Origin of the sequence: Nocardia transvalensis (assembly GCF_015477765.1) — a bacterium.
In the GTDB taxonomy this organism is placed as follows: Bacteria; Actinomycetota; Actinomycetes; order Mycobacteriales; family Mycobacteriaceae; genus Nocardia; species Nocardia transvalensis_A.
Genome location: NZ_JADLQQ010000008.1, coordinates 188,572 through 208,291 on the forward strand (window position 1 = coordinate 188,572; position 19,720 = coordinate 208,291).

21 protein-coding genes are annotated in these 19,720 nt (G+C 68.5%); 10 read left to right on the plus strand and 11 right to left on the minus strand.

Annotated elements, in window-relative coordinates:
• Positions 1 to 3 precede the first annotated feature (3 nt).
• On the plus strand, positions 4 to 744 hold the full coding sequence (locus IU452_RS24425; RefSeq protein WP_195111480.1) for a 16S rRNA (uracil(1498)-N(3))-methyltransferase: 741 nt from the start codon (positions 4 to 6) through the stop codon (positions 742 to 744).
• 4 nt (positions 745 to 748) lie between these two features.
• Here IU452_RS24425 and IU452_RS24430 read toward each other — a convergent pair whose 3' ends face one another.
• Together IU452_RS24430 and IU452_RS24435 are read right to left on the minus strand one after the other, a co-directional pair.
• Positions 749 to 1,441 (minus strand): hypothetical protein, encoded by a 693-nt coding sequence (locus IU452_RS24430; RefSeq protein ID WP_195111481.1) that lies wholly within the window; start codon positions 1,439 to 1,441, stop codon positions 749 to 751.
• Positions 1,438 to 2,043, minus strand: a complete 606-nt coding sequence (locus tag IU452_RS24435) for a TetR/AcrR family transcriptional regulator (RefSeq protein ID WP_195111482.1) — start codon at positions 2,041 to 2,043, stop codon at positions 1,438 to 1,440. Before IU452_RS24435 ends, IU452_RS24430 begins: the two co-directional genes overlap by 4 nt.
• A gap of 147 nt (positions 2,044 to 2,190) precedes the next feature.
• Between IU452_RS24435 and IU452_RS24440 the strand changes: the two genes are divergently transcribed.
• The gene (locus IU452_RS24440) at positions 2,191 to 3,843 is read left to right on the plus strand and encodes an LCP family protein (protein ID WP_195111483.1); all 1,653 of its coding nucleotides are present in this window, start codon (positions 2,191 to 2,193) and stop codon (positions 3,841 to 3,843) included.
• A 19-nt stretch (positions 3,844 to 3,862) separates the two neighbouring features.
• Here the strand turns inward: IU452_RS24440 and IU452_RS24445 are convergent, their stop codons facing one another.
• Genes IU452_RS24445 through IU452_RS24455 form a run of 3 tightly spaced genes read right to left on the minus strand, consistent with a single transcriptional unit; the run spans position 3,863 to position 5,862 of the window.
• Positions 3,863 to 4,354 carry an SRPBCC family protein gene (locus tag IU452_RS24445; RefSeq protein ID WP_195111484.1) on the minus strand — a complete coding sequence of 164 codons (492 nt, stop codon included), beginning with the start codon at positions 4,352 to 4,354 and terminating at the stop codon, positions 3,863 to 3,865.
• Complete coding sequence (locus IU452_RS24450) at positions 4,351 to 4,713, minus strand: metalloregulator ArsR/SmtB family transcription factor (RefSeq protein WP_195111485.1); 363 nt, start codon at positions 4,711 to 4,713, stop codon at positions 4,351 to 4,353. The genes IU452_RS24445 and IU452_RS24450 overlap by 4 nt, the downstream gene beginning before the upstream one ends.
• 21 nt (positions 4,714 to 4,734) lie before the next feature.
• On the minus strand, positions 4,735 to 5,862 hold the full coding sequence (locus IU452_RS24455; RefSeq protein ID WP_195111486.1) for an AAA family ATPase: 1,128 nt from the start codon (positions 5,860 to 5,862) through the stop codon (positions 4,735 to 4,737).
• A 142-nt stretch (positions 5,863 to 6,004) separates the two neighbouring features.
• Here IU452_RS24455 and IU452_RS24460 point away from each other — a divergent pair, with 142 nt between their 5' ends.
• Both IU452_RS24460 and IU452_RS24465 read left to right on the plus strand, forming a co-directional pair.
• Positions 6,005 to 7,687, plus strand: a complete 1,683-nt coding sequence (locus IU452_RS24460) for an ABC-F family ATP-binding cassette domain-containing protein (protein WP_195111487.1) — start codon at positions 6,005 to 6,007, stop codon at positions 7,685 to 7,687.
• A 65-nt stretch (positions 7,688 to 7,752) separates the two neighbouring features.
• Positions 7,753 to 9,279 carry a bifunctional phosphatase PAP2/diacylglycerol kinase family protein gene (locus IU452_RS24465; protein WP_195111488.1) on the plus strand — a complete coding sequence of 509 codons (1,527 nt, stop codon included), beginning with the start codon at positions 7,753 to 7,755 and terminating at the stop codon, positions 9,277 to 9,279.
• Between the two features lie 9 nt (positions 9,280 to 9,288).
• Here IU452_RS24465 and IU452_RS24470 read toward each other — a convergent pair whose 3' ends face one another.
• Positions 9,289 to 9,582, minus strand: a complete 294-nt coding sequence (locus IU452_RS24470; RefSeq protein WP_228818660.1) for a hypothetical protein — start codon at positions 9,580 to 9,582, stop codon at positions 9,289 to 9,291.
• A 115-nt stretch (positions 9,583 to 9,697) separates the two neighbouring features.
• On the opposite strand from IU452_RS24470, the gene IU452_RS24475 reads away from it, so the two are divergent.
• Positions 9,698 to 10,135, plus strand: a complete 438-nt coding sequence (locus tag IU452_RS24475) for an NYN domain-containing protein (RefSeq protein WP_324192800.1) — start codon at positions 9,698 to 9,700, stop codon at positions 10,133 to 10,135.
• Positions 10,136 to 10,382: 247 nt separating this feature from the next.
• Positions 10,383 to 11,933 carry a DEAD/DEAH box helicase gene (locus tag IU452_RS24480; protein WP_228818661.1) on the plus strand — a complete coding sequence of 517 codons (1,551 nt, stop codon included), beginning with the start codon at positions 10,383 to 10,385 and terminating at the stop codon, positions 11,931 to 11,933.
• Between the two features lie 130 nt (positions 11,934 to 12,063).
• On the opposite strand, the gene IU452_RS38375 is transcribed toward IU452_RS24480, so the two are convergent.
• Positions 12,064 to 12,243: a hypothetical protein gene (locus IU452_RS38375; protein ID WP_228818662.1), complete on the minus strand. Its 180-nt coding sequence runs from the start codon at positions 12,241 to 12,243 to the stop codon at positions 12,064 to 12,066.
• Between IU452_RS38375 and IU452_RS24485 the strand changes: the two genes are divergently transcribed.
• Positions 12,242 to 13,246: a PQQ-dependent sugar dehydrogenase gene (locus IU452_RS24485; protein ID WP_228818663.1), complete on the plus strand. Its 1,005-nt coding sequence runs from the start codon at positions 12,242 to 12,244 to the stop codon at positions 13,244 to 13,246. The genes IU452_RS38375 and IU452_RS24485 overlap by 2 nt on opposite strands.
• 17 nt (positions 13,247 to 13,263) lie before the next feature.
• Here IU452_RS24485 and IU452_RS24490 read toward each other — a convergent pair whose 3' ends face one another.
• Together IU452_RS24490 and mraY are read right to left on the minus strand one after the other, a co-directional pair.
• Positions 13,264 to 13,431, minus strand: a complete 168-nt coding sequence (locus IU452_RS24490; RefSeq protein ID WP_195111490.1) for a hypothetical protein — start codon at positions 13,429 to 13,431, stop codon at positions 13,264 to 13,266.
• Between the two features lie 102 nt (positions 13,432 to 13,533).
• Entirely contained in the window at positions 13,534 to 14,607 is a 1,074-nt protein-coding gene (gene mraY / locus IU452_RS24495) for a phospho-N-acetylmuramoyl-pentapeptide-transferase (protein WP_195111491.1), read from the minus strand.
• Between the two features lie 217 nt (positions 14,608 to 14,824).
• On the opposite strand from mraY, the gene IU452_RS24500 reads away from it, so the two are divergent.
• Positions 14,825 to 15,472, plus strand: coding sequence for an LppP/LprE family lipoprotein (locus tag IU452_RS24500; protein ID WP_195111492.1), 648 nt, complete (start codon positions 14,825 to 14,827; stop codon positions 15,470 to 15,472).
• Positions 15,473 to 15,477: 5 nt separating this feature from the next.
• Here the strand turns inward: IU452_RS24500 and IU452_RS24505 are convergent, their stop codons facing one another.
• Positions 15,478 to 16,194 (minus strand): helix-turn-helix domain-containing protein, encoded by a 717-nt coding sequence (locus tag IU452_RS24505; RefSeq protein WP_195111493.1) that lies wholly within the window; start codon positions 16,192 to 16,194, stop codon positions 15,478 to 15,480.
• A gap of 107 nt (positions 16,195 to 16,301) precedes the next feature.
• Here IU452_RS24505 and IU452_RS39285 point away from each other — a divergent pair, with 107 nt between their 5' ends.
• Entirely contained in the window at positions 16,302 to 17,480 is a 1,179-nt protein-coding gene (locus tag IU452_RS39285; RefSeq protein ID WP_195111494.1) for a M28 family peptidase, read from the plus strand.
• Positions 17,480 to 18,427 (plus strand): enoyl-CoA hydratase/isomerase family protein, encoded by a 948-nt coding sequence (locus tag IU452_RS24515; protein ID WP_195111495.1) that lies wholly within the window; start codon positions 17,480 to 17,482, stop codon positions 18,425 to 18,427. Before IU452_RS39285 ends, IU452_RS24515 begins: the two co-directional genes overlap by 1 nt.
• Here IU452_RS24515 and IU452_RS24520 read toward each other — a convergent pair.
• Positions 18,411 to 19,631: an MFS transporter gene (locus tag IU452_RS24520; RefSeq protein ID WP_195111496.1), complete on the minus strand. Its 1,221-nt coding sequence runs from the start codon at positions 19,629 to 19,631 to the stop codon at positions 18,411 to 18,413. The two genes, IU452_RS24515 and IU452_RS24520, sit on opposite strands and share 17 nt — an antisense overlap.
• Positions 19,632 to 19,720: the final 89 nt, after the last annotated feature.

Genomic DNA, 19,720 nt, shown 5'->3' on the forward strand with positions numbered 1-19,720 from the left:
CCGTTGGCCGCCACGGTTTTCTATCTGGACGACATTCCGGAGCCCGGCGGTATCGCGGTGCTGGACGGCCCCGAGGGCCGGCACGCGGCGACCGTCCGGCGCATCCGGGTCGGTGAGCCGATCACCCTGTCGGATGGTGCCGGTCTGCTCGCCGAATCGGAAGTCGTTGCGACCCAGAAGGGCCGGCTCGAACTGAAGGTTCTGCGGCGGGTCCTCGCCCAGCCCGCGGCCCCGTTGGTGACTGTCGTGCAGGCGCTCCCGAAGTCCGACCGCTCGGAATTGGCGGTCGAACTGATGACGGAGGCGGGCGTGGACGCCATCGTCCCCTGGCAGGCGTCGCGCTGTGTGGCCAACTGGGAGGGCAAGGCCCGCAAGGGCGTCGACAAGTGGCGCAGCGCCGCCCGCGCCGCCGCCCGCCAGTCCCGCCGCCCCTACATCCCCGAGGTGGCCGACCTCCATCGCACGTCCGACGTGCTGGATCTGGTCCGGAAAGTGAAGGCCGACAAGGGCGTTGTCGCGGCCCTGCACGAGTCCGGTACGTCCCGCTTCGTCGATCTGCCGTTCGCCGGGGTGTCGGAAATCGTGCTGATCGTCGGCCCCGAGGGCGGCCTGGACGACCACGAGCTGACCGCCCTGGCCGACGCCGGGGCCGAGATCGTCCTGCTCGGCCCCACGGTCCTGCGCACCTCGACGGCCGCGGCGGTGGCCCTGGGGGCGCTGGGCGCCCTCACGCCACGCTGGTAGCGCCTCAGCCCGCTCGCATGACGCGAATGTGCTGTTCTCCCTTGCGATCACGCACGTCCACGTCGTGGTCCACCAACTTCTCGTCGAGTGCGTCGGCTTCCTGGCGATTGTCGTCGGCCAGCGCGCGCCGGCGGGCCCGGAGCAGGCGGTGGACCTTGTCGTCGACACCGGGCAGCCCGTCGACCCAGCGGATGAATTCCGTTGCGTGCGGGTCGTTCTCCTCGACCCAGGGATAGCCGTGGACGCGGAAGGCCGTGGCGACGGCACGGCCGGACAGATCGCGAGCGTCGAATCGGGCGAGCCGCATACCGTTTGGATCGGTGAGCACCAGGTCGTCGTCCTCGCGGTAGACGGCTGCGACCCGGTCCCGGGTGACGAATCGGTCGCGGCCCTGCTGGGACAACTCGACGTGATCGTCGGCGACCGTGAGGGCCAGGGATTCGGTCCGTGCCTGCTCGACCAGCCAGAGCCCGCCCAGCAGGCCGAGGATCGCCCCGATCGGAACCAGCCACGCGGGCGGCACGGCCATCGCGATCCGTACCGGGGCGGGCAGCTCACCGAGCATGCCCAGCGCCCAGCGGCCGACCGCGGGTAACGCGAATCCGAGCCCGACGCCCGCGGCGACCCCTCCGGTCGTGAATACCCAGGTCCACAGCGACGACAGCCGCAGGGTGGTCGGTGCAGAGGTAGCCGTCATCGGTGCTCCGTTCGAGTCGGTTGCAGCAGCCGCGACACCGTGGCACGCACCAGCGGTCGCGGGTCCTGTGGTCGTTCCGGATCGGCGTTCAGGAATGCCGCATCGATCACCGAGACGATCCAGCGCGCCGTTTCCTCGGGTGGAAATCCGGGATCGAATTCGCCCTGTGCGATACCGCGGCGCAGCAGTGTGGTCAGTGCGCCGGTGGTCAGGCGGGTGTCCTCGGCGAGCACCGCTGTCAGTTCCTCATCCTGGTCGATTCGGCGCAGCAGTTCGACCAACAATCCCGATGCGCCGGGATCCAGCGCGTCCGCCGCCATCGCCTCGACGATGTCGAGAATCGCTGCCAGACAGTCGATCCGGTCCACATGCCGCGCCATCAGCTCGGTGTGCTCGGGAATCGACTGCTCGAAGATCGCCCGGAACAACGCCGCCTTGTCGCGGTAGTAGTAGAAAACACTCCCCGAGGTGAGCCCCGCCGCCTGCGCAACCTGCGCAACCGAGGTGCGCTCGTACCCCTGCGCGGCGAACAGCCTCTCCGCCGCACGCACGATCGCCCCCCGCCGCTCGGCGGCACGCTGTGGATCCACGGTTCGAGCCATGCACTCGAGCCTATCATTAATTAACTGATCAGTTAAAGAATGATCGAAGGTCCTGACCGAGGGCCGACGCGGCGCTACCGTGCTCCGACCGGCCGGGGAATTTGAAAGTGGTCCAGGTCACTATTTGGGGACATATATTCAGTGGTTATGAGGCATGGGCGGGACCGCCTGTCCGAGGCGGAGACCGACCGGCTGCCGGTGCCACCGCGGTCGCGGGGGCGGCACGCGCGGCCTCGCTCGCGGGCACGCAGCGGGCTGCTGGCTGCGGGGCGGGCGGTGATGGCCGTGTTGGCGATCTTCGTCGTGGTGGTCACCGGGGCGGCGTGGCGGACCTACAACGCGGCGTTGGGCGGGGTGACCACCTCCGATGCGCTGCCCGACGGGCCGAGGTCCCTCGGCGACGATCAGAACATCCTCATCATGGGGCTGGACAGCAGGCTCGATCAGCACGGGAAGCCGCTGCCGCAGGATATGTACGATGCGCTGCATGCAGGGGATGAGAGCGTCGGCGGCTACAACGCGAATGTGCTGATCCTGGTTCATATTCCGGGAGACGGCTCGCGTGCCACGGCGATCTCTATTCCGCGCGACGACTACGTGACGCTGGATGCGGCATCCTGCGAGTCGGCGCCGTGCAAGGGAAAGATCAAGCAGGCGTACGGATTTGCTTATCAGCGGGCCAAGGATCGGCTCTCGGCGACCGTCACCGATCCGCTGGAACTCGAGCGGCAGTCCCGCGAAGCGGGACGCAAGGCCGAAATGGCCACGGTGCAAAGGTTTCTCGGCAATGTGCCGATCGATCATTTCGTCGAGGTCACCCTCGTCGCGTTCTTCCAGATCGCACAGGTGGTGCAGCCGATCACCGTCTGCCTGAACGAGGACACCTCCGACAGCTTCTCCGGCGCCAACTTCCGCAAGGGCGTCCAGCAGATCGATGCCGCACAGGCGATGGCCTTCGTGCGGCAGCGCCGCGATCCCAATCCCGATCTCAATTTCACCGATCTCGACCGCACCCGCCGCCAGCAGGCGTTCATCGTGTCGCTGGCGCGCAAGCTGCAGGAGACCGGCGTGCTCACCAGCCCGGGCAATCTGCGCGGGCTGCTCGACGTGGCCAAGCAGAATATCGCCATCGACAGCAAACTCGATCCGATGCAGTTCGCCCAGCAGGCATCCGTGCTGGTGAACGGCGGCCTGTCGCTGTATACGCTGCCGGTCGAGGAATTCGGCACCGATTCGATCGGCGAGGACATCAATATCGTCGACGTGAACAAGATCCGCACCATCGTCCGCGAGTTGCTGTCCCCGCCCGGCTCCCGGCCGACAACGACCACCACCCCGGCGCCGACGACCGTCCCCGGCTCCTCCGGGGTCGTGCTGAACGTCGTGAACAGTTCGGGCCGACAGGGTTTGGCCGCCCAGGTCGCCCAGGCATTGACCGCACGCGGCTTCACCGCCGGATACCTCGGCACCGGCGCGGTCGACACCGACAGCACGATCGCCTACGGCCCCGGTGCGGAGACCGCCGCCCTCGCCCTCGCCGAGCAATTCGGCCTCACCGCAACACCATCGACGGGCCTGGACGAGCAGACGATCGAGCTCACCATCGGCACCGCCGCCGCCGATTCCGGCCCGATCGCCCAGCTGTCCACCCCCGACCCCACCCCGACCGCGACGACAACCACCCCACCCACCGCGACGACCCCACCGACACCGGTCCCGGCCACCGCCCCCGGCGCGAAAGCCCCGGCCCCCACGGACTTGTCGAGCATGGACGCCAACGGCATCCCCTGCGTCAAATGACGGCTACCGCCGCGATGTCCTAGGCGAGATCGCTGTAGTACTGCTTCATCGCCGGGTAGTAGTCGTCGAAATCGGGGTGGGGGCGGTCGTCGCGGGCGGCGGTGAGCATGTCGAGGTAGTACTCCCACCCCGGGCCCACCGACGAGATGTCGGCGTCGGGCTCGAGATGGTGGATCAGGCGCAGTTCGGTCACGCCCGCGGTCTCCGACAGACGCAGTTCCAAACGCCAGGTGCCGTAGTCGTCCCGGGTGGTCAGGGCGAGATGGCGTGGGGGCTCGCAGGCGTCGATATGCGCATCGCACCACGGCTTGTTCTCTTCGAAGACCAACTGCACCTTGATGTCTCGGCCCGGGCCACCCTCGCCCTCCCAGGGGCCGAACCATCGTGCGGTGCGGTCGGATTCGGTGACGCTGGCCCAGACGTCGTCGATCGGTGCTCGAAAGGTGCGCGTCAGCACGAGGTCTCGGCCGGTATCGGTCCGGATGAGGCGTCCGGTGGGTGTGGTGGTCATGCGCTGTCCTCCTTGTGGATGAGGTCCGCGGATCCGGCGCGACGTTCGCGGCGGGTTCGGTAGACCTCTGTCTCGAGTGCGTCGAGGTGGTGCTCCCAGGCGTCGGCCCGATCGAATTGCGCGATCCAGCCGGCGATTTCGCGCAGCGGCTCGATATCGAGGGAGTAGTAACGGCACCGGCCGATGAGCCGGTCGTGGACCAGCCCGCTCTCGCGCAGCACGCGAAGATGCCGGCTGATCGCCGGTCGGCTGATGGAAAATCGACTCGCGATCTCTCCGGCGGTCAGCGGATCGCTCCGCAGCATCGTCAGGATTTCCCGCCGGACCGGATCGGCGATTGCCGCAGCCACCTCGTCCACGAGAAAAGTGTAACGCACTGGTTACGCTTCCGGTGGGGTTTCGCCCTTCCGGAACACATCGGCCAGCTTGGCCGCCACCGCCGAGCTCGTCTCCCGGTCGGTATCGATGACCAGGGCGGCACCACGGTGTCGGCGCAGGGCGGTCGCCTCCGCAACGGAGCGCTCGATCGTGCGAGCCCGCTGCCGATCCGAGGTCCCGATCAGCGAGTCACCCGCCAGGCGAGGTCCCTCGCCGCGGGCACGCTGGGCGATCCGCTTCGCCAGCTCGCTCGGCGATGCCTCCAAGTGCACGGTGATGACCAGCTCGTCGGCGAGCGCTTGCCGATATCGAAGCGGCTCGCCCCGGGCGACGACGATCAGAGCGCAGGCACCTGCGCGCCGGTAGCCGCGCCAGACCTGAAGGAGGTTGTCCGCCTTGGCCTTCGGCGCGGCGTCCGGGTGACAGAAACCGAGCTGCTCCACATCGACGTACGCGGCGGGGAGTCCCCGCTCCCACAGGGTTTTCAGGACTTCCCAGCCCACGGTCGACTTGCCTACCGCGGTCGGCCCGGCCAGCAGCAGCACCGTCATCTGTTCTCGGCCCGGAACGTCTGCGTCCCGCGGGGCGGGCAGGGGAACAGTGGTCGGCGAGTTCGCCTGCAACGCAGGACGTATCCGGTCGGACAATTTCCGCACGACCTCGCCCGGCGGCATCGTCGTGGTGTCGAACGGTTCGCCCACGGCATTGCGGTCGTACGCATCCGCGACGGACATCAGCTCATCGAGCCGTTCGCCGGTCGAGCCGCGGTCGAGGTAGCGGCGGCGCAGTTCCTCTCGGGTGCAGCGCAGCCGAACCAGGGTGAACTCGAGATCCGCCGCGTCCTCGACATACGGCTCGATGCCCCGGTCCGGATCGACCACGCCGGACACGATGACGTGATGCGCACCGTGGCGGCGGAATGTGCGGACCACCTCGACGAGATTGGCGGCCTTGAGCCGGTGACAGTCGGGGTCGCCCGTCGGCGGGGGTGCGAGCAGACCCAGTTGATCGATATCGACATAGGCGACCGGCAGGTCCTCCGCCCTTGCCCAGGTGTGCAGCTCCCAGCCCACCGTCGACTTCCCGACGCCGGGCGCACCGGTCAACCACAGCACCGATATCGACCGCACCGAATTCCCCTCTGCATCGCTCGTCCGGACCCCGGCCATCGTCGACGCTTCGGCGCGATCGCTCAACCGATTTGTCGCATGACCGGTCGGCGGCGGAAACTCGGTTGCGGTGGCGACCGGTGGTGGGGTTGCCTGAACTGCTATGGGGCACATCGACGTCGCCGACCTGGACTTCTTTCTCCCGGACGGGCGCCAGCTGCTCGACGGGGTGAGTTTCCGGATCGGCGAGGGGGTCAAGGCCGCGCTGATCGGTCCGAACGGCACCGGCAAGACGACGCTGATCAGGATCGTCGCCGGTGATCTCGCCGCGGACGGCGGGGCGGTGACCCGGTCGGGGACGCTGGGGGTCATGCGGCAGTTCATCGGGCAGATCGACGACGAATCGACCGTCCGCGACCTGCTGCTGTCGGTCGCACCCGACACCGTCCGCGTGGCCGCGCGGGCACTCGACGCCGCCGAGAACGCCTTGATCGACCGCGACGAGGAGTCGACCCAGCTGGCGTATGCGCACGCGCTCACCGATTGGGTCGATGTGGGCGGGTACGAGATCGAAGCGTTCTGGGACAGCGTGACCACGGCCGCCCTCGGCGTCGCATTCGATCGGGCCAAGTGGCGGGCGGTGCGGACACTCAGCGGCGGCGAGCAGAAGCGCCTGATCCTCGAGGCGTTGTTCGCGGGCCCGGACGAGGTGCTGCTGCTCGACGAGCCCGACAACTATCTGGACGTGCCGGGTAAGCAGTGGCTGGAACGAAAGATCGCCGACTCGGACAAGTCGGTGTTGTTCGTGAGCCACGACCGGGAACTGATCGCGAACGCCGCCACCCGGATCGTCACGCTCGAACCCGGCGTCAGCGGCGCGACATCGTGGATCCACGGCGATGGCTTCGCGAACTACCACCGGGCCCGCGAGGACCGCAACGCGCGGCTGGCCGAACTGCGCAGGCGCTGGGACGAGGACCATGCCAAGCTGCGTGCGCTGGTGTTGCGCCTGCGGGAGAAGGCCAAGTACAACGACGGCGTCGCGGCCCGCTATCACGCCGCGCAGACGCGGCTGGCCAAATTCGAGGCGGCCGGGCCGCCCGAGGCGGTTCCCTTGCGGCAGAACGTATCCGTACGCCTGGCCGGCGGGCGGACCGGCCGCCGGGCGCTGGTGTGCACGCGGCTCGAACTGACCGGATTGATGCGCCCGTTCGACGCCGAGATCTGGTACGGCGACCGCGTGGCGGTCCTGGGCGCCAACGGATCCGGCAAATCGCATTTCCTGCGGCTGCTCGCCGCGGGCGGCACGGATCCGGATATCGACCATCGTCCGGTCCAGGACCTGGCCCTCGCGCCGGTGCCGCACACCGGTATCGCCGCACTCGGCTCCCGAGTCCGCCCAGGCTATTTCGCGCAGACCCACGCGCGACCGGATCTGTCGGGCCGGACCCTGCTCGAGATTCTGCATCTGGGCAACGAGCATCGTGACGGGATGGGCCGGGAGGATGCGAGCCGGGTGCTCGATCGGTACGGCCTTGCCCGGGCCGCCGAGCAGCGGTACGACGATCTGTCGGGCGGCCAGCAGGCCCGGCTGCAGATCCTGCTGCTCGAATTGTCCGGCGTCACCATGCTTTTGCTCGACGAGCCCACCGACAACCTGGACCTGCATTCGGCCGACGCGCTGGAACGGGCCATCGCCGAGTTCGCGGGTACGGTCGTCGCGGTCACCCACGATCGCTGGTTCGCCCGGGGTTTCGATCGCTTTCTCGTCTTCGGGTCCGACGGTCTCGTCTACGAGAGCGACAGGCCGGTGTGGGATGAGAGGCGGGTGCAGCGGGCACGCTGAAACCGCCTGATAGCCAAGCGAACGCGGAGCCGCCCCTCCGGTGCGCCTCCGGTACTGTCGAACTGGTGAGCGGGTGGTTTCGGCAGTGGTTTCACGAGGTCGGTCGGTTCGATCGAGGCGTCAACGCTGCGGTGGCTCGGTTGCCGGTCACCGGTGTGGATCGGGGAGTTCAGCGGTTGACCCGCACGGCCGATTACGGCGTGCTCTGGTTGGTCGTCGCGGCACTGCTCGCCGGCCGCAGGGGTGCGGATCGACGGGCGGCGGTGCGTGCCACGGCCTCCATTGCCGGTGCCAGCCTCACCGCCCACCTGCTCAAAGGCGTGATCGGCCGCCGCCGGCCCGCGGCCGAACTGCTGCCGCTGGGGCGGCGGTTGGACGACCGCCCGACGTCGTCGTCGTTCCCGTCCGGGCACAGCGCCTCGGCCGCCGCATTTCTGACCGCGGTGGCGTTGGAGAGTCCACGCAGTGCCAAGGCGGTGGCCCCGTTGGCGGCCACCGTCGCCTACTCGCGTGTGCATACCGGGGTGCACTGGCCCTCCGACGTGATCGCCGGTGCGGTCGTCGGGGCCGGAGTGGCGTACGCCAGCCGCCGCTGGTGGCCGGTGCGCGAATCGGACGAGGCACACGCCACGGTGGTTCGCGAGGTGCCCAGCATGGTCGACGGCAAGGGTTTGGTGGCACTGGTCAACCCGCTGTCCGGCCTGCCCGGCTACGACCCGACCGACGATGTCGCCGAGGCGCTGCCCGCGGCCACGGTGCTGCGCGGGATTCCGGGCCTGGAATGCGCCCAGCAGATGGAGCATGCGCTGGCACTGCGCACCGAGCGGGTCGAAGCGGTGGGCGTCGCGGGCGGCGACGGCACGGTGGCCGCGATCGCCACGGTGGCACTGCGGCACGGGCTGCCGCTGGTCGTCATCCCCACCGGCACCCTGAACCACTTCGCCCGCGATGTCGGGGTGTACGACCTGCGCGAGGTCGTGGATGCCACCGACGCCGGGGAAGCGGTGGCGGTCGACGTGGCCTGCGTGGAATTCGACGGCGCCGGGCCGGAGGGTACCCGCTATCTGATCAATACCGCCAGCCTGGGCGCCTACATCGAACTGGTGCGGTTGCGCGAGAAATGGCAAGGGCGATGGGGTAAATGGCCCGCCTTCGCCGCCGCCCTCGTGGTCACCCTGCGCCGCGCCGAGCCGATCCGGATCCATCTGGACGGGCGCTGGCACGAGGTGTGGTTCCTGTTCGTGGGCAACGGCCCGTACCACCCGCACGGCGCCGTTCCGGCATACCGCCGACAGTTGGATGCGCAGCTGCTCGATGTCCGCTGGCTGCGCGCCGACATCCGGTTCTCCCGCACCCGGGCGGTGCTGGCGCTGCTGCTGGGTGCGATCGGCCGCAGCAAGGTCTACCACGAGCGCCTGGTATCCGAACTGGACGTGCGCCTGGCCACCCCGCAGGCGCTGGCGACCGACGGCGAGGTGGACGGCCAGGCCACCCGGCTGCACTTCAAGGTGGCGGGCCGAATCCCGGTCTACCGCCGCAACGAGAACAACCCGCGCTGGTCCGACCGAGCCCGCCCCCACCACCGCCGCTGACCGATCGGATCACTGACCGTACGAGTAGCGGAGATCCCCGAAGAGCAGCCGGTTGAGGCGTCGGCGAAGATGCCCGGTTTTGCTCTGATCGGGGAGTGGGCCAGGAGTGAGCAACATGAACCTCAGCCGGGTGCCACCGCCTTCGCTCGTCAGGTCGAAGTGCACCTGGTCATCGGGTCTGCTGGGCCACAGCGACGGCCACACGACGGTGCCGGGTTCGTCCGCTCGCAGAACGACAGGGTCGACCTCATCGGGCAGCAGCTCGAGCCAGGGCCGAGCGTCCGGTCGGCGGGGCTCGGTCAACGACTGCCACACCGCTCGCGGGGGTGCGGGTAATGTGCCTGCCCGCGAGCCGATTTCGATCGCGGTGCCAGCGTAATCGGGGGGTCGGGGCCGTGTTGTTCGCAGGAGCGTACCGGTGGGAAGGAAGACTGAGGGTGTGGCGGACGGTAATGGGTGGCTGTTGGTGGTGGATGCGGCGAACGTGGTGGGCTCCCGGCCCGATGGGTGGTGGCGGGATCGTGTGGGGGCGGCGAGGCGGTTGCTGAGGGGGCTGGTCGTGCTGAGGCAACGACTGCCGGAGGTGGGCGGAATCGTCGTCGTGCTCGAGGGTGCGGCGCGCCGTGCCGTCGGGGACGAGGCGGATGCGGAGTTCGAGGGTCTGCAGGTGGTGACGGCGGAGGGATCGGGGGACGATGCGATCGTCGCGGTGGTGACATCGGCCATGGCGAGGACCGGTACCGGAGCCGTCACCGTCGTGACGGCAGATCGCGAACTCCGGCAGCGGGTCGAAGCGCTCGGGGCACAGACCGTCGGCCCGCGCTGGCTCTGGGAGCGCGTCCCGCCCACCTCCTGACGGTGACGGTCGCTACATCGGGTCGTATTCCCGCAATGCTCGAGCTACTGTATAGCCTGGGTGTGGATAGATACGCCCAGCGTCGTAGATTGCTATCACTACGCACCAGCGCCCAGCTGTGTGGCACCCAGCTTTCCTTGCGGCGATCGATTTTGCCCATTGGCAATCTCGCCACTGTGTGCCCCGGCCGCGGATCATGTTTCGCTGTGCGACGCGGGCACCCTGCCTGAAAGGCCCTGCTATTTCCATGAATTCCCCCACCGCGTCCTTCGCTGCGCTCGGCGTGCGCGAACCGCTGATCCGAGCCCTGCAGCGGGCCGGCATCGACGCACCGTTCCCGATCCAGGCGGACACCCTGCCCGACACCCTGGCCGGACGCAACGTTCTGGGCCGCGGTAAGACCGGTAGCGGCAAAACCCTGGCGTTCTCCATTCCGGTGGTATCCCGGCTGGCCGGCGATTGCGCAGGTCAGCGCCGGCCGAATCGCCCGCTCGGGCTGATCCTGGCACCGACCAGAGAGCTCGCCACCCAGATCGCGACCGCGCTCGAACCGCTGGCCGCGTCGTACTCGATGAAGGTCACCACCATTTTCGGTGGTGTCTCGCAGCATCGTCAGGTGCAGGCGTTGAAGGCCGGTGTCGACATCGTCGTCGCCTGCCCGGGACGGCTGGAAGATCTGATGCGCCAACGGCTGATCGCCCTCGACGCCGTCGAGATCACCGTGATCGATGAGGCCGACCACATGGCCGACCTCGGCTTCCTGCCCGGCGTGACCCGCATTCTCGCGGCGACACCGGCGCACGGCCAGCGGCTGCTGTTCTCGGCGACGCTGGACAACGGCGTCGACAAGCTGGTCAAGCGCTTCCTGCCCGATGCGGTGCTGCATTCGGTGGATTCGGCCAATTCGCCGGTCGCCGCGATGACACACCATGTCTTCGAGGTCGCCGGTCCGGCGGTCAAGACGGACCTGGTGTACAAGCTCGCCTCCGGCACCGGGCGCCGAATCCTGTTCATGCGCACCAAACATCAGGCGCGCAGGCTGGCCAAGAATCTGACCTCGGCCGGTATTCCCGCGGTCGACCTGCACGGCAACCTCGCGCAGGGAGCACGGGATCGCAACCTGGCCGTCTTCGCGTCCGGTGCGGCGAAAGTATTGGTGGCCACCGACGTTGCCGCCCGCGGTGTGCACGTCGACGGCGTCGAACTGGTCGTGCATGTGGACCCGCCCGCCGAACACAAGTCCTACCTGCACCGTTCGGGCCGTACCGCCCGCGCGGGCAGCACCGGCGACGTGGTCACCATCGTGCTGCCCGAGCAGCGCAAGGATATGGCGGCCCTGATGCGCAAGGCCACGATCACCGTGCGCCCGCACCAGGTCACCGCGGAGTCGAAGCTGGTCACCGACCTGGTCGGCGAGATCGCCCCGCCTGTCGCCTCCGCTCCGGCCGCACCGAAGCAGGCGCCGGCGAAGCCGCGCCGCGGCACCGGGAAGAGTGCGAGTGCCGCGCCCAGGAACGGTCGCTCCGGTGGCGCGACAGCCGAGGCCGGTCGCCGGACGAATGGCGCCGCGACAAACGGCGGCCGGAAAAATGGCGCCCCACAGGGCCATTCGCATTCCGGTGCCCGGACGAAGAAGGCCGACAACAGCGCGACGACTCGTCAACACGCGGCCAGCGGAGGCAAGTCGACCGCCCGCAGAGCAACCCGTGGCTCCGGCCGCGGCGCGGCACCGGCGGGAAGCACCGGCGGCCTGTCCGGGTTCTCGCGCTCCGGCGGCGGTTCGCGCCGACGCGGCTGATCCCACCGGACCACCCGAATCCCACGTCACCCTCCGCGCCGCGGAGGGTGACGTGGTTTCGGCCGACTACGCCCTCGGCGAGTATCCACCACCGGCCTCGGGAACGCGAAACAGGCTGGGCAATAGGGGATTAGGTGGAGTCAATGTGGCTTACGCATACCAAAGCGGGGAAGTGGCAACGCATTTCGTAAACAATTGATTCCATGCGGAACACAAAAATTGCCACAGCACTGTTGTCGATCGCCGCGGCCTCCCTGTTATGCACGGCATCGGCCTGCAGCACTGAGTCGAACCCGTCCGAATCGATCATGATTTCCCTAGCGGCACAGGGCAATACGTCCGGACCGCCGGATCTCGAGTCCCCCGAAGAGATTGCGACCGATATCGATGTGCCATGGGGTCTGGCATTCCTCCCGGATGGTGCAGCGCTGGTCGCGCAGCGCGACACCGGCACGATCCTGCGCATCGCTGCGGGATCTCCACCCCAGCGGGTGTATCAGGTGCCCGGTGTAGTGGCCCGCGGTGAGGGCGGGCTGCTGGGCCTGGCAGTGTCGCCGAAGTACGCCGAGGACCGTTACGTCTACGCCTATTTCACCGCCTCGGGCGACAACCGCATCGTGCGCTTCCGACTCGACGGGCGACCGGAGGTGATCTTCCAGGGACTCGCGAAGGCGAACATCCACAACGGCGGGCGAATCGCCTTCGGGCCCGACGGCATGCTGTACGTCGGTACCGGCGACGCGGGGCAGTCACAACGGGCTCAGGATCCGGCGAGCCCCAACGGCAAGATTCTCCGATTGACCCCTGACGGCCGCCCGGCCCCGGGCAACCCCACCCCGAATTCGCCTGTCTACACCCTCGGCCACCGCAATGTGCAAGGCCTGGCGTGGGATTCGGCGGGACGCCTCTACGCCACAGAATTCGGTCAGAACAGATTCGACGAGATCAACCGGATCGAAGCGGGCCGTAACTACGGCTGGCCCGCCGTCGAAGGCAAGGGCGACACCCAGGGCGGCCGCTACACCAATCCGCTGATCACCTGGTCGACCGCCGAGGCATCCCCCTCCGGCCTCGCGATCACGGCAAACACGTTGTACGCCGCGGCCTTACGGGGCGAGCGGCTGTGGACGATACCCCTGCGCGACGACGGCACCCTGGGCACTCCCCAGGCGCAGCTGCGTGACCGATACGGCCGACTCCGCACCGTGGCCGTGGCGTCGGACGGCGCGCTGTGGCTCACGACATCCAACACCGACGGCCGCGGCGACGTCCGCCCCGGAGACGACCGGATCATCCGCTTCCCGGCCCGCTGAGCGGGTGCCGGATACACCTAAGCGGCCTGGGAGGCGGGCCCGGGCCGCTCGAGGAGTTCGTCTCGAAGGTTCCGGTGCATCGCGCATCGATGGACCGGACCGGGGGTGACGAAGGCGGGGTCCAGTCGTTGCGCGAAGGTGAGGTTGTCACGGCGCCAGCAATCGCTGCATACCAGCTTGTCCATGTCGGTCTCCTCGGGTCTTCACGCGGAAAATCCTGTGCGGAGGGGATTCCCGTTCGGCCGACGGAATCAGCACCCGCTCACCATGAAGTAGCTGGATTGTTATCAGCCGACGACCGCGAGGTACTCGCCGTAGAACAGCGAGAGACCGAAGGCCGCGGCGACCCCGGCGAGCAGCCAGAAGCGGATGGTGACGGTGGTTTCGGGCCACTTGCCCAACTCGAAATGGTGATGGAAGGGGGCCATTTTGAACAGCCGGGAGCGCGTGGTGCGAAACACGATGATCTGCAACAGAACCGACAGGATCTCGGCGAAGTACAGCGCACCGACCACGGCCATCAGCAGAATCGTGTGGGTGGTGATCGAGAGCCCGGCGAGGAGGCCGCCCAGTGCGAGCGAGCCCGTATCGCCCATGATGATCTTCGCGGGCGCGGCGTTCCACCACAGAAAGCCGACGCATGCCGCGGCGCCCGCGGCACAGACCAGCGACAGATCCAGCGGATCGCGGACCTGGTAGCAGCCGGTCGCAGGCGCGGTCGAGCACGCATTGACGTACTGCCACACGGTGACGATCACGTAGGCGCCGAGCGCGAAACCCATCGACCCCGCGGCCAGGCCGTCCAGACCGTCGGTGATGTTCACCGCATTGGACCACGCCACCACCAGAAAGCACACGAGCAGCAGGAAGGCGACCGTCCACAGCGAGACCGTGGTGATATCGCGGACGTAGGACAGATGCCTGCTGGCCGGAGTCAGTTCGTGCCGGTCCGGGAATTGCAGTGCCAGCACGCCGAAAATGATTGCCGCACTGAGCTGACCGACGTACTTGCCGGTCGCGGTCAGCCCCAGATTGCGTCGATTACGTAATTTGATGTAGTCGTCGAGGAATCCGACGACGCCGAGCGCGGTGGCCAGACCGAGGACCAGCAGTCCCGAGGCGGACGGCCCGGCGAGGTCGCCGATCCCGATCAGGTGTGCGCCGAGATATCCGGCCCAGAGCCCGATCAGGATGGCGATCCCGCCCATGGTGGGCGTGCCGCGTTTGGCCTGATGGCTGGCCGGTCCGTCGGGCCTGATCTCCTGTCCGAGCTGTTTTGTCGTGAACAGCCGGATCAACAACGGCGTCACGGTGATCGACACGGCCAGCGCGATCAGCGCCGCGAACATGATGTGTTTCATCCATCCCCCGGGTAGGGCCGAACCGGCGCCGACCGCCGTGCGGGCGGTCGGGCACATGTATGCATCCCGGAGATGCTAACCAAGATCAGGCGTGCACCCCGGCGCGACGGGGAGTATGCGGCTGCCCACGGGACTCGGGGCATGGCAAGCTGGGGCGTAACGGCATCGCCGCGAACCCGACCTTCCGGGTAGAGGAAACGCTCCGGGAGGAATGCATATGAGAAGAACCATCGGCGCTGTCCTGACGGCGCTCGCGGTGACCGTGCCGGTCGCGGCGTGTCAGGGCGGCACGACGCAGCCGACCGGGACGACCGCACCGGCGGGGCCACCTGTCGCGCAGGACACCTCGGTGCGGATGGATACGGTGTCGCCGATCACGCAGGCGCCGCCGCGGACCTCGGCCGCGATGACGTCGGCCCCGCCCCAGGATGTGCCGGTGACCAGTGGGCACGGTCTGTGTGTGGATATCAACTCGGGTGTGGTGCACGCCGCGCTCATGTCGCTCGGACCCGCACCGGGCGGTGAACCGTACATCCCGGACCAGGCGAGTTCGGAACCTCTCGGTTCGTGTCCGCAGCTGCTGTGGGTGCTGGCGGCGACCCCGGGAGGCACGGCCAGTTCACCGTGGCACGTGTTGTTCTTCAACCATTCCGGCTACCTCGGCACCGCGACGGCGAAGGCGACCGCCTACACGTCGGTGGTCGGTTCCGCCGACCGCAGCGTGCAGGTGCGATACCGGTGGCTGACCGGCGACGACGCCAACTGCTGCCCATCCGGAGGCCCGGTCGTGATCACCTTCGCCCTCGGCGCCGACGGCCGGACCGTCACCCCGGATCGCCCGATCCCGCCGGAGGTCGCCCGATAGGCCTGTCACCGGCCGTGATCGGCGAAATCGAATCGAACGCCCGTGGCGAGCAGGGCGGTAGCCGACAGGCCGAACATGCGGTGAAAGTTCTCGCTGAAGTGCGACAGCGAGGCGAAACCGGCGTCCACGGCGCAGCGGGTGAGGTCGTGGCCGTCGGTGAAACCGCGTGCGACCGAGAGCATGCGGGCCCACTGGCGGTATCGGCGGAAGGTGGTGCCGGTCTGCTCGGAGAACGTGCGCAGCAGATGGGAGGTGGAGACCCCGACCAGGGCCGCCGCTTCCTCGGCACTCAGCTCCGCCGCCGGATCGTCGCGAACGATCCTCGCCACCTTCGCGATTCGTGGATCGATGGTGCTGGGGGCGGGGATACTCGCCTGCTCGATGATTCGATCGATATCGAGGTCGATGCCCGCGGCAACCAATTCGTCCTCGTTTCGGTGTTCGAAGCCGAAAGGCCCTATGCTGCGGCGCATCTCGGCCATGCAGCGCTGACCCGCGAGCGGGTCGACGAGCATATACAGCATGCGTCCCTCGCACGCCGGGAGGTGGTGGACGATCCGGGCGGGGGAGTAGCCGCTGCGCACCCGCACCGTTCCCAGACTGTCGGCGGCGAAGTCGAAGGGCCCGTCCAGTCCGACCGCCAGGCAGCCGATCGAGGTGGAGTGCGGATCGATCGACAGCGCCGGTCCCACGTAACCCGCATGGCCCGGCCGAATCCACATCGCCGGCGCGGGCGGACCGCATGATTCTGAAAGCGCGACACCCTGCACTCTTGCCAGGCTAATCGCAATCGACCCGGGGGATCGGGCCGCAGCGAGAAGGGTGTCCGGTGACAGACGAAGCGTTGTATCTTGCCCAGACCGATACGGGTCGGCCGCCGGAGGGGATGGCCGACCTGGTCGAGGCGTTGGCTCGGCTGGATCGGCGCACCACGTCCCCCGGTGAGCGCCGGTCCGCCGAGCTGTTGGCGGCCCGATTGGCCGAGGCGGGGGCGCGGCAGGTCGACATCACCGAGTTCCGCGGCCAATCCTCCTGGGTGCCTATGCACCTCGGCCATCTCGCCGCGGCCGCGATCATCGGGCTGCTGCCGGGGCCGCTGGCGCGGTTGGCGGCCGTGGCCGTGGCCGTCTCCTACGAATCGGAGGTCAGCGGGCGCAATCAGTGGCTGCGGCGGCTGCTTCCGGCGGGTCGTGGCGCATCGGTCTCGGCTCGGATTCCGGCGCACGGAGTACCGCGGCGCGCCTTACTGCTGATCGCGCACCACGATGCCGCACACAACGGCCTGGTGTGGCATCCGAAAACCATTGCGCTGAACCGGTTCCGATCACGTCGCACCGGCCGTGCGGTGCCGAGTCACCTGCCCGCACTCGCGGCGATCGTGGCGGCCGCACTGCCGGGCGCCGTGCCGCGCCGAGCGTCCGGGCTCGCGTCGGCCGCGCTGGCGCTGGTCATGATCCAATCGCTGCGCAGCCCGACCACGCCGGGTGCCAACGACAACGCCACCGGCGTCGCGGCGGCCGTCGAACTCGCTCGGCGGCTGCATGCCGACCCGCTGGCCGAGACCGAGGTGGTCATCCTGCTTCCCGGCGGGGAGGAAGCGGGAAATGCCGGTATGCGCGCATGGCTGCGGCGGCACCGGGACCGGTTCGATCCCGCGCACACGCTGGCGATCGGACTCGACTCGCTGGGCAGCGGTGGCCACCTGGTCGTCGCCCGCAGGGAAGGTCTGACCGGCTGGATGGCCGAGCGCGACGTGGCCGCGGCCCAGCGCATCGCTACCCGGTCGGGCATCGCGCTTCCGGCGGTGACCTTTCCCAACGTCTGCGATACCAGCATCGCCAAACAGGCCGGTATGCGGGCGATCTCGCTGCTGTCCTACGACCGCGGCTGGATCCGTCACCTCCATCTGCGCGCCGATACCGCCGATTCGATCGGCTGGAACACCGTCACCGACGCGATCGAATTGACCGAGGGGCTCGCCCGAGCCTGGGACAGAGGAGGACTCTGATGGCCGACTACCGCCGGTTTCGCACCGAACAGCACGGTCAGGTGCTGATGGTGTGGTTCGACAATCCGCCGCGGCACTTCTTCGACGAGCAGATGAGTATCGAACTCGACGATCTGACTCGGCGGCTGCGGCGTGACCGCACGACACGTGCGGTGGTATTCACCGGTTCCGGTGACCACTACCTGACCCATTTCGATGTGCCGGAGCTGCTGCACGGGGCCCAACGTACGCCCTTCCCGGTGCCCTACGCGGCGGCCAAACTTGTTGTGGCAGACGCCATGCTGGGCCGAGTGCGGTCCGTGGACCGAAAGTTGCGGCGCACTCCTGCCCGCGGGGTGCTGGTGATGATGCGGACCTACGCCGCCCTGCGCCGGATGAACCGGATGGACAAGGTCGTCGTCACTGCCATCAATGGCCTCGCGCTCGGCATGGGCTGTATCTTCGCCCTCGCCTGCGACATTCGGCTGATGGCCGGCCATCAGCAGATCGGCCTGCCCGAGTCCGGACTGGGCCTGCTCGCCGCGGCCGGTGGCACACAGCGCCTGGTCCGGCTCGTCGGCCCGGGCCGCGCCCTCGACCTGCTGCTCGACGGACGCTGGCTCGGCGCCACCGAAGCCGCCGACCTCGGCCTGATCCACCGCGCCGTCCCAGCGCCCGAATTGCTACCCGAGACAATGGCCATCGCGCAGCGCCTGGCCACCCGCTCACCTCAGATCACCCGAGAGATCAAGCGCATGGTCTACGACGCGGGCTCCCGCCCGTTCGCCACCGCCGCCCGCATGGAGGCGGCCAGCCTGCTCACCACCATGACCTCCGCCCACACCGAGCAGCGCCTGCGCGCCTACCGCGACTGGCTCGCCGCACCCGACTCGATCACAGACGAGGTTGTGCGCCAAGGCTTTTCCGCCCTGCTCGACGGTTCCCTCCCGCCTACGCCGCAGGAGTAGGGACGGCCATGGTGCGGGCCCGGTAGGTGAGATAGCCCGCCAGCACGGCCGCGACGAGGAGGAGGGCGCCGACGTAGCCTGCCAACCCGGCCCAGCCGTGGCTGCCGTAAGCCAGGCCCGCGGCGGCGCCGACGAGGGAGCTGCCCAGATAGTAGAAGAACAGGTAGAGCGACGAGGCGGCGGCGCGGTTGTGCGTGGCGGCGGCGCCGACCCATCCGCTGGCCACCGAGTGGGCGCCGAAAAACCCTGTGGTGCACAGCAGTACGCCGATGAGCAGGATCGGCAGCCGGTCCGGGACGGTGAGTGCGAGCCCGATGCCCATGGTGAGGATCGAGACGATCAGCACACGGGTGCGGCCGAGTCGGTCCGAGAGCCGACCGGCGATCGTGGACGACGCCGTCCCGCCCAGATACATCACGAAGACCAAACCGACAGTGGCCGCGGACAATCCGAACGGGTCGTGGATGAGCCGATAGCCGAGGAAGTTGTACACCGACACGAAACCGCCCATCAGGACGAAGGCCAGTCCGAACAACGCCAGCAGTGTTCGGTGTCGCAGATGGCCGACCAGATCCCGTGCCAGCGTTGCGATATCGAGCGGCTGGGCGACGAATCGGTGCGACGGAGGCAGCCACCGCACGAACCAGATCGCGCACAGCGCCGCGGCCGCCGCGACCACGGCGGCGCTCCACCGCCACGACGCCACCTCCAGCGTGAACGCGGGAATGAGCCGTCCCGCAAGGCCTCCCACAGTGGTCCCGGCGACGTAGACGCCCATCGTCGCCCCCAGGCCGCCCGCGCCGATCTCCTCGGCCAGATACGCCATCGCCACCGCCGGAACCCCGGCCAACGCCACGCCCTGCAGCGCCCGGCCGAGCAACAGCACCTCGAGGCTCGGGCTGAACGGCAGCAGCAGCCCGATCGCGGTGGCCGCCACCGCCGACACGACCATGACCCGGGTCCGCCCGAACCGGCCCGACAGCACGCTCACCGGCACGATCGCCGCCGCCAGCAGGCCGGTGGTCAGCGACACCGCCAGCGCGGCATGCGCCGGGGTTGCGGCGAAGGCCGCCGACAGGCTCGGCAGCAGCGCCTGGGCGCTGTACAGCGAGGCGAACGTGGTCAGACCCGCGGCGAACAGTGCCAGCGTGATCCGGCGCTCGCGGACTGCGGTGTCGGAGGTGGTAGCGGTCGCGGCGATCATGTTCTCAGCATGGGCATGCGGCACTTCCGAAAGGAAATGCATAATAATGGGTAGCTTAATGCAGTTCTTGAATTTGCCCAGTTCAGGCC